A 12,936-nucleotide genomic window follows, 5' to 3' on the forward strand; every position below is an offset into this window, starting at 1 on the left:
CGGCAACCACCTTTCGCTTCCGGCTCCGTGCGGACGCTCCCGAGAGTGCGGCCGCCCGGAAGCCCCGGCGGGTCGAGGACCCCCGGGGTGCGGGCCGGGTCGGCCCGGACCCGACGCTCCAGCGCGGTTGCGGGCCGACCGGCCGAGATGCGGTGGTTACGGCAATATTCAGAAGGCTTAACGTCCGTCCACGGGAAAGCGCTCCTAGTTATGCCAGACGACCTGAACTGGGCCATCGGCGGCGAAGCCGGCGATGGGATCGACTCCACCGGGAAGATCTTCGCACAGGCACTCTCCCGGGCGGGTCGACACGTCTTCACCTCGAAGGACTTCGCGTCCCGGATCCGGGGCGGGTACACCGCGTACAAGGTCCGGACGTCGGTCGACCGTGTCGAGAGCGTCGTCGACCGGCTCGACATCCTCATCGCGCTCACCGAGCGGACCGTCGAGGAGAACATGGACGAGCTCCACGACGACTCGGTCATCATCTACGACGGCGAGCGCACGATGATGAAGGACTTCGAGGCGCCCGGCGAGATGACCGGGCTGGACGTACCCCTCAAGCGGCTCGCGGAGGAGGCCGGCGGCGCCATCGTGCGGAACATCGTCGCGCTCGGCGCGGCCTGCGAGGTGGCGGACTTCCCCATCGAGAACCTCGACGAGTCCCTGGAGAAGCGGTTCGGCGACAAGGGCTCGGCCATCGTCGACACGAACAAGCAGGCCGCTCGTCTCGGCCAGGACTACGTCGCCGACGAGTACGGCCTCGACACCGGCTACGAACTGGAGACGACCGACAGCGACTACGTCCTGCTGAACGGCGACGAGGCGATCGGGATGGGAGCCATCGCCGCCGGCTGCCGGTTCTACTCGGGCTACCCCATCACGCCCGCGACGGACGTGATGGAGTACCTGACCGGCCGCATCGACCAGTACGGCGGGAAGGTGGTGCAGGCCGAGGACGAGCTGTCGGCCATCAACATGGCGCTCGGCGCGGCCCGCGCGGGCGCCCGGTCGATGACCGCCACGTCCGGCCCGGGTATCGACCTGATGACCGAGACGTTCGGCCTCATCGCGCAGACGGAGACGCCCCTGGTCATCTGCGACGTGATGCGCTCGGGCCCCTCGACGGGGATGCCCACGAAGCAGGAGCAGGGTGACCTCAACATGACGCTGTACGGCGGCCACGGGGAGATCCCGCGGTTCGTGGTGGCGCCGACGACGGTCGCGGAGTGCTTCCACAAGACCATCGAGGCGTTCAACCTCGCCGAGAAGTACCAGACGCCGGTCTACCTCGTCAGCGACCTGGCGATGGCGGTGACCGAGCAGACCTACGAGCCCGAGCAGTTCGACATGGACGCCGTCGAGATCGAGCGCGGGCGCGTCGTCGACGAGGACGGTATCGAGGAGTGGACCAACGAGAAGGGGCAGTTCACGCCCCACGCCGCGACCGACGACGGTGTCTCCCCGCGCACCTTCCCCGGCGTGGAGGGTGGCGCGCACATGACGACCGGCCTCGAGCACGACGGCCTCGGCCGCCGGACGGAGGACGAGCAGGTCCGCGTCGAGCAGGTCGACAAGCGCAACCGGAAAGTCGAGACGGCCCGCGAGCGCGAGGACTGGTCGCCCCGCGAGTTCGGCGATCCCGACTCGGACAACCTCGTCATCTCCTGGGGGTCGAACGAGGGCGCGATGCTGGAGGCGCTGGACTTCCTGGAGGAGGAGGGCGTCGACGTGCGCTTCCTCTCGTGTCCCTACATCTTCCCGCGCGAGAACCTCGCCGAGGACATCCGCGAGGCCGACGAGGTCATCGTCGTGGAGTGTAACGCGACCGGCCAGTGGGCGGACGTGCTCGAGCACGACGCCCTGGAGCGGGTCAAGCGCATCAACAAGTACACCGGCGTGCGGTTCAAGGCCGACGAACTCGCAGAGAGAGTGAAGGAGGAACTGGCGGGCGAGCCCGCCGAGGTGGAGGCAGAATGAGCTCCGATATCAGGTTCACCGATTTCAAGTCCGACGCACAGCCCACGTGGTGCCCCGGTTGCGGCGACTTCGGCACCATGAACGGGATGATGAAGGCCCTGGCCAACACCGGCAACGACCCGGACAACACGTTCGTCGTCGCCGGCATCGGCTGCTCCGGCAAGATCGGGACGTACATGCACTCGTACGCGCTGCACGGCGTGCACGGGCGCGCGCTCCCGGTCGGGACCGGCGTGAAGATGGCCAATCCCAACCTGGAGGTGATGGTCGCCGGCGGCGACGGTGACGGTTACTCCATCGGGGCCGGCCACTTCGTCCACGCCGTCCGCCGGAACGTCGACATGACGTACATCGTCATGGACAACCGCATCTACGGCCTGACGAAGGGGCAGTTCTCGCCGACCTCGCGCGAGGACTTCGAGACCTCCACGTCGCCCGAGGGGACGAAGCAGCAGCCGGTCAACCCGCTCGCGCTCGCGCTGTCTGCCGGTGGCACGTTCATCGCGCAGTCGTTCTCCTCGGACTCCCAGCGCCACACGGAGATCGTCCAGCAGGCCATCGAGCACGACGGCTTCGGCTTCGTCAACGTCTACAGCCCGTGCGTGACGTTCAACGACGTCGACACGTACGACTACTTCCGCGACACCATCGTCGATCTCGACGAGACCGACCACGACCCCACCGACTACGACGACGCCAAGGAGAAGATCCTCGACGCGGACAAGGAGTACCAGGGCGTCATCTACCAGGACGAGAGCTCCGTCGGCTTCGAGGAGCGGGAGGGCCTCTCCGAGTCGATGGCCGACATCCCGGACGGTGCCCCCGAGGACGCGATGGACCTCGTCCGCGAGTTCTACTGAGCGGCCCGCGGTCGTCAGCGGTCACCTGTCCCGCCCCACTGTTACGTCGGGTCTACGGCACTCGGCGCCCCCGGAGCGCGGATCCCGTTCCGCGAAGCTACCTCCACGGGGGCCGTTATCACGACGTGAAAACTCTCGAAACGGCATTATCCTACGCCACCGTACCCATCGATGGGGTCAGAGGCAACTGCCCCGTGCCGGTGTCACGGTGGTTACAGTGGGCTGCTCCGCGCCAGGGGACCGGGGGCGGGATGCATCTGCTTGCGGTCCGCACGACCGTCGACCGCGCGCCCCTGCTGTGGTGGGCAGCGGGCGTGGCGATGGCGGCGGCGTGAGGGCTCAGCTGCCGACGACTGCGGACGGGCCGAGCGACCGACGGCGGGCGCCGATGGGAGAGACGCGCCGGTGACGGACGTCGACGAGGGGGACGCGTCGACGACAGTACGTTTTTGACGGCAGGGCTGCTCCACACAGGTATGTTCGGAGGAGGCGGCGGGCTCAACCCCCGCAAGATGAAGCAGATGATGGAGCAGATGGGGATCGACCTCGAGGAACTCGACGCCGAGGAGGTCATCATCAGGACCCCCGACGAGGACCTCGTGTTCACCGACGCCCAGGTCCAGAAGATGGACGCCCAGGGGCAGGCCACCTACCAGGTCGTCGGCTCGCCCGAATCCCGCCCGCGCGGCGAGGGCGGCACCGCGGGTGCCGTCGAGGGCGAGGCCGACAGCGCCGACGAGAGCGCTGACGACGCCGGGGGCGCCGCCATCCCGGACTCGGACGTGGAGATCGTCGCCGCGCGGACGGGCGCGAGCGAGGACGACGCCCGCGAGGCGCTCGAGGCGACCGACGGTGACCTGGCGGCCGCCGTCGAGATGCTGGAGTGACCGACCACGACGGGAGCGAGGACGCGCCAGCGGCCGACCCGGAGGCGAGTGACGGGAGCGAGGTCGACGCCACCGGTGCCGAACGGGCACCCGTTCTGCTCGTGCGCGAGAACCGCGAGTACCTGCTCCGGCCGGGCGAGCGGATGGAGACCGATCTCGGGATCCTTCGCGTTCCCGGGGATGTCCAGCCGGGCGACACCGTCACGACGCATCTCGACACGGCGTTCGTCGTCCGGCGGCTGCGCGGGCCGGACCTGTTCCACCACTTCGAGCGGACGGGCGCGCCGATGGTGCCCCGTGATATCGGGCTGGTCATGGGCGAGACGGGCGCCGGTGCCGGCGACCGCGTCCTCGACGCCGGCACCGGAACGGGTGTCCTCGCGGCCTACCTCGCCCGCGCCGGCGCCGAGGTCCTCACCTACGAGCAGGACCCCGAGTTCGCGGACGTCGCACGCGGGAACATGGCGATGGCCGGCGTCGCCGACGCCGTCGAGGTCCGGACCGGCGACGTGACCGACGACCTCGACGCGCTCGTCGGGGGCTCGGACGGGGCCGACGGCGCGACCCCAGCCGGGCCGGCTCCCGACCGCGGCTTCGACGTCGTCACGCTGGACACGGCCGACGCGCCCGCGGTCGCGGCTCGGGCGGACGAACTGCTCGTCCCGGGCGGCTACCTCGCGATGTACGTCCCGTTCGTGGAGGGTGCCCGCGAGGCCGCACTCGCCGCCGAGGCGGCCGGCCTGGAGGACGTGACGACCCACGAGACCATCCAGCGGGAGTTCACCTTCGGCGAGCGTGGCTCGCGGCCGGACACGGCGCCCGTCGGCCACACGGGGTTCCTGACCGTCGCGCGGGCGCCCGACGCGCCCGGCACGGGCGACTGACCCTCCGGGTGTGTCTCCCTCGGCACGGACGCGTCTCGTCCGTGCCACGGGCTATAAGTCCGCGACGACCCTACCCCGTGGCATGAGCGAGGCCGTACCCGAGGCGGACGAGACGACGACGTGGCCGGAGCTGGCGATCAGTATCTACGACCGCCTGACCGGCCGGGGGGCCGAGATCACCTACGAGTTCGACGAGATGGAGATTGCCGTCCCCAACCGGACCGGCCCGGACGCCGAGCACGCCCACTGGCGCATCGACGGGACGCTCCGGGTCTCGACACGGGAACGTGAGTGACGCGGGGGACGCGGCGACGCTGGTGGGGGCCATCCGGCGCGTCGCGGAGACGCCGCTCGGCCTCGACGTCAGCGCCGACCTCACCGTGCGCATCGACGGCCACGAACTGCAGGTGACGGCGTACACCGACCGCGTCCTCGTCGACTTCCCCTCGCTCGGGGTGGCGGTCGACCTGCTCCGCTCTGCCTCCGGGAGCACCGGCGGGAGCGGCCCGGGTGCCGGCGGCTCGCTCCCGGCGACGCTCGCGGCGGCCGATCTGACGGCGGTCGCCCGGGTCGACACGCGCGAGGTCGCCACGTTCGGCGCCGGCGCGGAGGGGCCGCTGAAGCATCTCGGCTACGACCACGTCGCGGTCTCGCCGCGCGGGCTCCTTCTGGCGTGGCTCGGTCTCTGAGCGGGTCGCGAGACGGCACCGGGTGGGTGCTCAGCCCTCGACGGACCGGATGAGGTCGAGCAGTTCCTTCCGGTAGCTGTCGGCGTCGGTCTCGACCCCGAGGGCCTCGTCGAGCGTCCCGTCGAGTCCGGCCGGGTAGGCCCCGCCGGCGATGACGAACCCGTCGTCGAGCCAGACCGCGAGGAACCCCTCCATCTCCAGCGTGCGGTCGTCGAGCCGGTAGCGAGCCTTGAACGGGGTGAACTCCGCCCGCGCCCCCGAGCGGACCCGTGCTCGTTTCGGTTCCCCCTTCGCGACCTGGTCGAACCCCCGTGCGAGGAGGTCGTCGGCGAACGAGGACCGGGCCTCGCTGGTGACACGCGACTTGATGAGTGGCGCGATACCGGGCGCCAGCGACGGCGTGAACGACACCCGCGTCGCGAAGAAGAACCGCCACATATGATCGATGCCGGTCGCGTCGCGGACCGCAGTACGGAGTGCGGTGTCCTCGAACACCTGCATGTGGCCCTCCACCCGCGCCGTCGACAGGCTGAACAGGGTCTCGACCTCGTCCTCGACGAGCGACCAGCCCGCGTCCGCGAGGCGGTCGCGGGGGAGCGTCGGCGGTCCCACGCGCGACTGCGTGCTCATGAGCCGATTACGGCACCCCGACGTATAGGACTACGGTCGTCGGGCGACGCCAGGGACAACCGCATCGGTGCCGTGTGGGGTCGTTGCCGTCGCTCGAAGGCCGCGTCCTCGTCCGGCAGGCCTCCCTGCCGCCACGCTCTCGTCGAAACCCTCTTGCCCGGCCCCCATGTCGTCGTGTCCATGACCGGCGGCTGGGGGGTGTTACAGGCTGGCAACCAGGCCATCCAGGACGGCCTGCAACTGCTCCCGCCCTGGTTCCCGGAGCCGCTCGCCCGACTCATCGGGGCGCTGGTCGCGCTGGCGGTCTTCTACTACGGGTCGACGCTGGTCAAGCGCCTGCTGGGCCGGCGCATCGCGCGCCGGTTCCGCCGACCCTCGCTCACCCGGACGGTGTTGCGGAGCATCCAGGGGGCGGTCGTCCTGCTCGGTATCCTCATCGCCCTGCGTATCCTCCAGGTCCCCATCGGCGACCTGGCGCTGTCGGTCACGGTGTTCTCCGCGGTGGCCGGGTTCGTCCTCGCGCCCATCATCGGGAGCGTCGTCAACGGGCTGTTCGTCCTCTCGGAGCAACCCTACGAGATCGGGGACATGATCTACCTCCCCGACCGCGACGTCTACGCCTTCGTCGAGGACATCACGCTCCGGTATACCAAGGTGTTCACGCTGGACAATACGTTCCTCATCATCCCGAACGGCTCCATCAGGGAGCGTGACGTGGTCAACTACTCCGCCGAGGACTCCCGGACCCGGCTCTCCCTGGACGTCCAGGTCACCTACGAGTCCGACATCGCCGAGGCCCGGGCGCTCATCGAGGAGGCCGCGCGCAAGACCGAGAAGGTAATCGAGGGTGGGCCGGACATCCGAATCGGGAGTGCGCGCTATCCGGCGGCGCCGACCTGCTACATCGAGAACTTCGCCGACCACGGGGTGAACCTGCGACTGCGCTACTGGGCGACGGAGCCGTACAAGCTGCTGACGCTCCGCTCGAACGTCCAGACGGCGGTCTGGGAGCGCCTCGCGGACGCCGACGTGGAGATCGCCTACCCGCACTCGCATCTGGTCTTCGACGAGACGAGCGGCGAGATGCGGGTCGCGACCCGCTCGGTCGACGCCGAGGGGAACGGCGCGCCGCCCGACATCGAGCCCGCGGCGGTCGAGCACGACCCGGCAGCCGAGCCGCCGCCGAGCCACCCACAGCGGGAGCCCGACGGCTCGGATGCCGGCGGCTCGGTCGGGGACGGGACCGGGGAGGAGGGCGAGGAGTAGGTTCAGCTCGCGGCGGTCGCGGTGACGACGGTGCAGTCCAGCTTCTCGCGGAGGTAGGTCTCGATGTCCGGGTCGTCGACGAGGCTCCGGAGCATCCGCCGCCAGCGCCCGGCCTGCTTCTGGCCGATGACGACGAAGTCCGCCCGCTCGGCGGCGACCTCCTCGAGGATGGTCTCCTCGACGAGGAAGCCGGCCCGGACGACGAACCGCGCGTCCGGGAGCGCGCCGAACTCGCGCTCGACGGCGCGTTTGAGTTCCATCCGACCCACCCGCCCACCGTCCTGATAGAGGTTGACGTGGAGGACGGTCAGTTCGGCGTCGTGTTCCTCGGCGACCTCCAGCGCACGCTGGAGGGTCGCCTTCGAGTGGGCCGTCAGCGGATAGCGGACCGGCACCACGACGAGCGTCATCGGGCGATGGTGCGGCCGGGCACCGGGTCAACCTTTCCGTTCGCCGCGCGGTCGGGAGGGTTGTCGGTCACGCTCACAGCCCCCGGCGCTCGACACGCCCCTCGACCGCGGGGTCGATGCCGCGTTCGCGGGCGTAGTCCACGAGCAGGCGGTACTGCGTGTCCAGTGTCGCGATCCGCTCCAGCCCGGTCAGGGTGGGGAACTCGTCGGCGGTGTGGAGCAGGTAGGCCGCGGTCACCAGTCGGTAGGTCCGGTCGTCCTCGATGGGCTCGCCGCCGACCGTCGCCGAGACGAGGTCGTGCCCGGCGTAGTCGTAGACGAGGTGGGCCCCCGCGACGTGGCCGTGCCACCAGTCCGGGGCGCCGAACCCCACGTCGGACCCGCCGGATTCGGCGAGGACCGCCCGGAGCGCCGCGCCGTCGAGTTCGACCACGACCGCGGGCTCGTCGAACGGGATGACGCTCACGAGGTCACCGACGGTCACGTCACCGTCGAGCGGGGGGCCCGAGCGGACGCCGCCGCTGTTCTGGAGCGCCAGGTCCACGCCCCCCTCGACGGCGCGGTTCCCGGCCCACAGGTAGGCGTCGGCGACGAAGTTGCCGATGCGGGACTCCCCGTGGAAGCAGGCGGTCTCGGTCCGCTCGACCGGCTCGTCGACGTGCGCGACCACCTCGTCCAGCCCGGCGTCGGCCATCCGTCCGCGGAGGTTCTCCGCGAGGGCAGCGTCCAGCGGGCCATCCTCGACGGCATGGCGCCGGACCTCGCCCGTCTCGGGGAACACCTCGAAACAGACCGCACCGTTGACCCCCGGCCGCGTCAGTATCGTCCCGTCGAACCGCTCGACGGTCTCGGCGTGGAGGTGCCCCCCGAGGACGACATCGACGTCGGTCTCGGCGGCGAGGCGCTCGTCGCCCCGGCCGAGATGGGACAGCGCGACGACGTACTCGGGGTCGTGCGCGTCGCGCAGCTCGGCGATGGCCTCGCGCGCGGCGAGGACGGGCTCGGTGAAACCCAGGTCCTTCGCCTTCGGGTTGATCGACGCGGTGAGCGCGCTCGTGACGCCGACGAACCCGACGCCGGCGCCCCCGGCCTCCCGGACGGTCCACGCGACGGTGTGGTCGGCGGCGAAGCGTGCGCCGGCCGCCTCGACGTTGGCGGTCACCCACTGCTGCGGTGACTCGGCCACGAGTTCGCGGGTGCGCTCCGGGCCGAAGTCGAAGTCGTGGTTCCCGAACGTCTCCACGTCGGTCCCGACCCGCTCGAAGAAGTCGAGCGCCTGCGCACCCCGGGTGGTCAGCGCGAGCACGCCCGGCGCGAGGTTGTCACCGGTCCCGCAGACCAGCGCGCTGTCGGGGTCGGCGTCGTGGCGCTCGCGGAGGGTGCCCGCCAGTCGGCCGATGCGCTCGGGCGTGTCGTAGGCGTTCTCGACGTCGGAGTAGTGGAGCAGCCGGGGACCTGTCATCGTCGTCTCGTCGGTCGAACGGAGTCACCCTGCGGGTTTGACGGCTTCGGCTCGTGGCCGGGGCTCGGCGTGGGAAGGCTTTAGCCGCCGAGTCCGCTATCCCGGGGTATGACCGACGCTGACGCCGACGCCGACGCGACTGCCGACCTCGACCCGGCGCCCGACGACCGGCTGGAGGAACGCGAGGGGCCGGACGGGACGCTGTACGTCGCGCTCGACGAGGCCGAGCGCGGCCAGAAGGGACCGTTCCTCGTGGCGTACGCCTCGCCCGCCCGCGAGAACCGCTGGGGCTACTTCTGCAGCAACTGCGAGACGTTCGACAACGCGATGGACTCGATGGGCCGGGTCCAGTGCAACGTCTGCTCGAACTACAAGAAACCTGACGAGTGGGATGCCGCACACGAATAGGCGGGCTCCATCTCGAATATATAAATAATTCTGAACCTATCGTGGATAGACCGTGTCTTGATGAGATATAATCGAATCTTGCTGTCTGTGGCGGTCTGGGTGCCGCTATCCGTCAGCTCTCATCTGTGCGTGAAGTACACGACCGACGTCTCGCCGTCCTCGAGCGCATCCAGTCGGCAGAAGCCGACGCGCTCGAACTGGAGCAGGTCGTCCACCTCGTAGTCACGAACGCCGGGTTCGGCGTGCCCCTCGATGTCACCCTCCATCGTCCGCATCGTGACGGGCAGGTTCTCGTCGGCGTCGACCCAGTGGACCACGTCCACACCCTCGTCCCGGACGATGTCGATGCTCTCGTCGGTGAACGCGAGCGTGCCGCCCTCGTTGCGGACCGGGCCCCAGCCCTTCAGCCAGACGCGCTCGCCGTCGGCGGGCACGTCGTCCGGTTCCAGCAGGACCGCGTCGCCGAGCGGCACGTCACGGTCACCACGGTCCTCGTGCTCGGGGTGGATGGGTGGATGTCCCGCGTCGGGGCCGCCCTCGACCGGCAGGCGCTCGCCGTCCCGCACCAGGAACGCGCGGTCGGTCTCGTCGTCGACGCGGCCACGGTTGGCCGAGTACACCGAGGACATCGCCAGGTCCGCGCTGGAGGTCGACACGCCGAGTTCCGTCATCGCCTCGACGACGGCGTCGCCGCGGATCCCCCGGCGCTGGAGCGACGCCAGCGTCGGCGCGCGCGGGTCGTCCCAGCCGTCGAGCTCGCCGTCGGCGATGAGCTGCTTGATGCTCGAGGTCGAGAGGGGCACGTCGTACTCGTCGACCTCGATGCGGCCCCAGTGGGTGACCTCGGGGTACTCCCAGCCGAAGTAGTCGTAGAGGAAGCCCTGCCGCTTTGCGGAGTCCTGCAGGTCGATGCCGCGGATGATGTGGGTGACGCCGAACAGGTGGTCGTCGATGGCCGACTGGAAGTCCAGCATCGGCCAGCAGCGGTAGTCGGCGGCCGCCTCGCGGGGGTGTGGGGTGTCGACCATCCGGAAGGCGACCCAGTCCCGCAGCGCGGGGTTCTTGTGCTCGATGTCGGTCCGCACGCGCAGCACCTTCTCGCCGGAGTCGTACTCGCCGGCGACCATCGCGTCGAACTCCTCGTGGGTGGTCTCGGGGTCCTGGTCGCGGTGCGGGCAGGCCTCGCCGCTGTTCTTCAGGTCCGAGAACTCCCCCTGCGGGCACGAGCAGGCGTAGGCGCCGCCCTCGTCGATGAGGTCGCGGGCGTGCTCGTAGTAGGTCTCCACCCGGTCGCTCGCGCGGACCACCTCGTCGGGTTCGAAGCCGAGGTAGTCGATGGCGTCGAGGATGCCGTCGTACGCGTCCAGGTCGGGCCGCTTCGTCTCCGGGTCCGTGTCGTCGAACCGGCAGAGCATCCAGCCGTCGTACATCTGCTTGTACGTCCCGATGACGGCGGGCATCCGGGCGTTGCCGAGGTGCCAGGGCCCGTTCGGGTTCGGGGCGAGGCGCATCCGGACCTCGTCGTACGCCTCGACGTTGGGGAGGTCCGGGAGCACCTGGTCGTCCGCCTCGTCCTCCGCTTCGAGTTCCGCCACGGCGTCGGGGTCGAGTTCCGCGAGGCGCTCGCGTTTCTCGGCCTCGGAGAGCCCGTTGACGCGCTCGCAGACGGGCGCGACGATGCCGGGAATCTCGTCGCCGTGCTCGCGGAAAGACGGGTTCTCGCCCATCATCGGGCCCATGATGGCGCCCACCTGCGCGTCGCTGCCGTGCTTGAGCGCGTTGAACAGCGCGGCCGTCTCGGCCTCGCGCTCGACCCGCTCGCGAAGGTCCTCGTCCATACGCGGGCTTCGCGGGTGGGGGTGAAAACGCGTGTGGATTGTGTGGGGCGGCCTGCGCCGCCGCCTGCCGGTGCTACGCCACGCGCACGACCCGCACGTCCAACTCTTTCGCCGCTCGCGTGACGTGCGCCCGGTCGGTGTCGCTCACGTAGACGAGGTCCGCGACGGTCCAGCCGGGCCAGTCGGCCTCGATGAGCTCGCGCGCGGCCAGCAGGTCGCCGACGGTCCCCACGCGCGCCGCGCCGGGGTCGAAGGCGACCAGCGTCACGGTCTCCTCGGCGAAGGTGTCCTTCCCGCGCAGGGTCTCGAACAGGTCGGCCTTCGTCACCCCGACCGCCTCGTCGGCTTCGGGGTTGACGTACTCCGTCCCCGCGTGGGCCGTGTACACCTCCGGCAGTTCCTGCTCGCGGTCGGTGAGACAGACCGCGTCGACTGTGACGTGGTCGCCCTCCTCGCCCAGCGAGAGGCCGGCGGGCACGTCGACCCACCACTTGCCGTCGGGCGAGGCGTCCGACTCGATGAACGCGCGCCGGAGCGAACCGCGTGCGTCGGTCATGGTCGGGGAAGGACAGGACGGCGACGGACAAATCTCCGTCGGTGACGCCCCGTTTCAGCCCCCCTCGACGGTCACGACCGCGGCGTGCTCGTCCAGGGTCAGGCGCAGTTCGTCCCCCTCGTGGCGGACGGTCACCTCGACGCGTGGCGGGTCCGTCGAGACGATGGTGTCCTCGTTCCGGTTCCGCAGCCGTTCCCACCGTCGCGTTCGCTCCACGTCGCCCAGGCTGTACTCGATCTCGACGCCGCGCTCGTAGAAGAAGGAGATGACGGCGGGGTGGTGCATGACCAGCGTTCGCGGCGTGATGGCGTGGTAGTTCTTGCAGACGGAGCAGGACAGGATGACGAGCGCGGCCGGCGCGCGACCGCAGTTCCCACAGACTCCCTCCTCGTCGTGGTCCTCGCAGACGGTGAGCCCCGTCGACACCGGGCCGGAGCACTCGTCGCAGACCCCCTCCAGCATCGTCTTCACGTCCTGGTGCCCGCGGTTCAGGGCTGCCGCCCACAGCTCCTCGGGGGTCCGGTCGACGAATCCCGCCGGGTCGAGCGCGGCCCCCGTCAGGTAGCCGTCCGGCTGCTCACCGTCGCCGGCGAACACGCCGTCGCACTCCGTGCAGACGTGGTAGAGCCACTCGTCCTCGTACAGGACGGCCGTCTCGCCGCCGCACGCGGGGCAGGGCACGTCCATGGGCGTCCGCTCCAGTGTCGGCTCCTCGATGCCCGCCCCCGCGATGACGGTGCGGACGAGCTTCTGCCCCGCGCGCCGGAGGACGTAGCCGTCCTCGACCTTGCGGACGAACTGCCCGACGAGCTGTTCGAGGTGGTAGTTGAACTGGCCGGAGTCGCGCGTGCCGACCCGCTCGCGCAGCTCCGAGAAGGCGATGCCCTCCTCCGGGTGCATCGAGTCGTGGGCCTCCCAGAGCGCCAGCAGGATCGCCAGCCGCGTCTCGTTGCGCAGCGCGGCGAAGGCCCCGGTCGCACGCTCCATGTCGCCCCCCGCGGCCGCCTCCAGCGGCGACGACACCGAGTCCTCGGTCATAGCTGCCACGAACGACGGCGGGGCCATA

Annotated in this window: 14 protein-coding genes; 8 read left to right on the top strand and 6 right to left on the bottom strand. The window is 70.3% G+C overall.

Annotated features, from left to right (window positions below; genetic code table 11):
• Window positions 1–210 precede the first annotated feature (210 nt).
• The 6 genes from P2T62_RS07375 to P2T62_RS07400 all read left to right on the top strand — a co-directional run bounded on the left by P2T62_RS07375 (window position 211) and on the right by P2T62_RS07400 (window position 5,300).
• The gene (locus P2T62_RS07375; RefSeq protein WP_276260754.1) at window positions 211–1,980 is read left to right on the top strand and encodes a 2-oxoacid:acceptor oxidoreductase subunit alpha; all 1,770 of its coding nucleotides are present in this window, start codon (window positions 211–213) and stop codon (window positions 1,978–1,980) included.
• Window positions 1,977–2,840 carry a 2-oxoacid:ferredoxin oxidoreductase subunit beta gene (locus P2T62_RS07380; protein ID WP_276260755.1) on the top strand — a complete coding sequence of 288 codons (864 nt, stop codon included), beginning with the start codon at window positions 1,977–1,979 and terminating at the stop codon, window positions 2,838–2,840. Before P2T62_RS07375 ends, P2T62_RS07380 begins: the two co-directional genes overlap by 4 nt.
• 476 nt (window positions 2,841–3,316) lie before the next feature.
• Window positions 3,317–3,727: a nascent polypeptide-associated complex protein gene (locus P2T62_RS07385; protein WP_276260756.1), complete on the top strand. Its 411-nt coding sequence runs from the start codon at window positions 3,317–3,319 to the stop codon at window positions 3,725–3,727.
• Complete coding sequence (locus P2T62_RS07390; RefSeq protein WP_420028416.1) at window positions 3,724–4,611, top strand: methyltransferase domain-containing protein; 888 nt, start codon at window positions 3,724–3,726, stop codon at window positions 4,609–4,611. Before P2T62_RS07385 ends, P2T62_RS07390 begins: the two co-directional genes overlap by 4 nt.
• Window positions 4,612–4,693: 82 nt before the next feature.
• On the top strand, window positions 4,694–4,906 hold the full coding sequence (locus tag P2T62_RS07395) for a hypothetical protein (protein ID WP_276260757.1): 213 nt from the start codon (window positions 4,694–4,696) through the stop codon (window positions 4,904–4,906).
• Complete coding sequence (locus P2T62_RS07400) at window positions 4,899–5,300, top strand: hypothetical protein (protein WP_276260758.1); 402 nt, start codon at window positions 4,899–4,901, stop codon at window positions 5,298–5,300. The genes P2T62_RS07395 and P2T62_RS07400 overlap by 8 nt, the downstream gene beginning before the upstream one ends.
• Before the next feature lie 30 nt (window positions 5,301–5,330).
• Here the strand turns inward: P2T62_RS07400 and P2T62_RS07405 are convergent, their stop codons facing one another.
• Window positions 5,331–5,930 carry a DUF6517 family protein gene (locus P2T62_RS07405; RefSeq protein ID WP_276260759.1) on the bottom strand — a complete coding sequence of 200 codons (600 nt, stop codon included), beginning with the start codon at window positions 5,928–5,930 and terminating at the stop codon, window positions 5,331–5,333.
• Between the two features lie 180 nt (window positions 5,931–6,110).
• Here P2T62_RS07405 and P2T62_RS07410 point away from each other — a divergent pair, with 180 nt between their 5' ends.
• Window positions 6,111–7,196 (top strand): mechanosensitive ion channel family protein, encoded by a 1,086-nt coding sequence (locus P2T62_RS07410; protein ID WP_276260760.1) that lies wholly within the window; start codon window positions 6,111–6,113, stop codon window positions 7,194–7,196.
• A gap of 2 nt (window positions 7,197–7,198) precedes the next feature.
• Here the strand turns inward: P2T62_RS07410 and P2T62_RS07415 are convergent, their stop codons facing one another.
• Complete coding sequence (locus P2T62_RS07415; RefSeq protein WP_276260761.1) at window positions 7,199–7,606, bottom strand: universal stress protein; 408 nt, start codon at window positions 7,604–7,606, stop codon at window positions 7,199–7,201.
• Window positions 7,607–7,679: 73 nt separating this feature from the next.
• Window positions 7,680–9,068 (bottom strand): bifunctional metallophosphatase/5'-nucleotidase, encoded by a 1,389-nt coding sequence (locus P2T62_RS07420; protein WP_276260762.1) that lies wholly within the window; start codon window positions 9,066–9,068, stop codon window positions 7,680–7,682.
• Between the two features lie 171 nt (window positions 9,069–9,239).
• Here P2T62_RS07420 and P2T62_RS07425 point away from each other — a divergent pair, with 171 nt between their 5' ends.
• Window positions 9,240–9,476, top strand: coding sequence for a DUF5816 domain-containing protein (locus P2T62_RS07425; RefSeq protein WP_276261587.1), 237 nt, complete (start codon window positions 9,240–9,242; stop codon window positions 9,474–9,476).
• Between the two features lie 119 nt (window positions 9,477–9,595).
• Here P2T62_RS07425 and P2T62_RS07430 read toward each other — a convergent pair whose 3' ends face one another.
• The 3 genes from P2T62_RS07430 to P2T62_RS07440 all read right to left on the bottom strand — a co-directional run bounded on the left by P2T62_RS07430 (window position 9,596) and on the right by P2T62_RS07440 (window position 12,908).
• Window positions 9,596–11,314: a glutamate--tRNA ligase gene (locus P2T62_RS07430; RefSeq protein ID WP_276260763.1), complete on the bottom strand. Its 1,719-nt coding sequence runs from the start codon at window positions 11,312–11,314 to the stop codon at window positions 9,596–9,598.
• A 73-nt stretch (window positions 11,315–11,387) separates the two neighbouring features.
• Window positions 11,388–11,870, bottom strand: a complete 483-nt coding sequence (locus tag P2T62_RS07435) for a hypothetical protein (RefSeq protein WP_276260764.1) — start codon at window positions 11,868–11,870, stop codon at window positions 11,388–11,390.
• Between the two features lie 54 nt (window positions 11,871–11,924).
• Entirely contained in the window at window positions 11,925–12,908 is a 984-nt protein-coding gene (locus tag P2T62_RS07440; protein WP_276260765.1) for a DUF7351 domain-containing protein, read from the bottom strand.
• Between the last annotated feature and the right edge of the window lie 28 nt (window positions 12,909–12,936).

Source organism: Haloglomus litoreum, from assembly GCF_029338515.1.
Classification (GTDB): domain Archaea; phylum Halobacteriota; class Halobacteria; order Halobacteriales; family Haloarculaceae; genus Haloglomus; species Haloglomus litoreum.

What these genes read in the sequence shown, in the direction of transcription:
- P2T62_RS07375 (WP_276260754.1), top strand. Translation starts at nt 211, where the DNA reads ATGCCAGACGACCTGAACTGGGCCATCGGCGGCGAAGCCGGCGATGGG.
- P2T62_RS07380 (WP_276260755.1), top strand. Translation starts at nt 1,977, where the DNA reads ATGAGCTCCGATATCAGGTTCACCGATTTCAAGTCCGACGCACAGCCC.
- P2T62_RS07385 (WP_276260756.1), top strand. Translation starts at nt 3,317, where the DNA reads ATGTTCGGAGGAGGCGGCGGGCTCAACCCCCGCAAGATGAAGCAGATG.
- P2T62_RS07395 (WP_276260757.1), top strand. Translation starts at nt 4,694, where the DNA reads ATGAGCGAGGCCGTACCCGAGGCGGACGAGACGACGACGTGGCCGGAG.
- P2T62_RS07405 (WP_276260759.1), bottom strand. Translation starts at nt 5,930, where the DNA reads ATGAGCACGCAGTCGCGCGTGGGACCGCCGACGCTCCCCCGCGACCGC.
- P2T62_RS07410 (WP_276260760.1), top strand. Translation starts at nt 6,111, where the DNA reads ATGACCGGCGGCTGGGGGGTGTTACAGGCTGGCAACCAGGCCATCCAG.
- P2T62_RS07415 (WP_276260761.1), bottom strand. Translation starts at nt 7,606, where the DNA reads ATGACGCTCGTCGTGGTGCCGGTCCGCTATCCGCTGACGGCCCACTCG.
- P2T62_RS07420 (WP_276260762.1), bottom strand. Translation starts at nt 9,068, where the DNA reads ATGACAGGTCCCCGGCTGCTCCACTACTCCGACGTCGAGAACGCCTAC.
- P2T62_RS07430 (WP_276260763.1), bottom strand. Translation starts at nt 11,314, where the DNA reads ATGGACGAGGACCTTCGCGAGCGGGTCGAGCGCGAGGCCGAGACGGCC.
- P2T62_RS07435 (WP_276260764.1), bottom strand. Translation starts at nt 11,870, where the DNA reads ATGACCGACGCACGCGGTTCGCTCCGGCGCGCGTTCATCGAGTCGGAC.
- P2T62_RS07440 (WP_276260765.1), bottom strand. Translation starts at nt 12,908, where the DNA reads ATGACCGAGGACTCGGTGTCGTCGCCGCTGGAGGCGGCCGCGGGGGGC.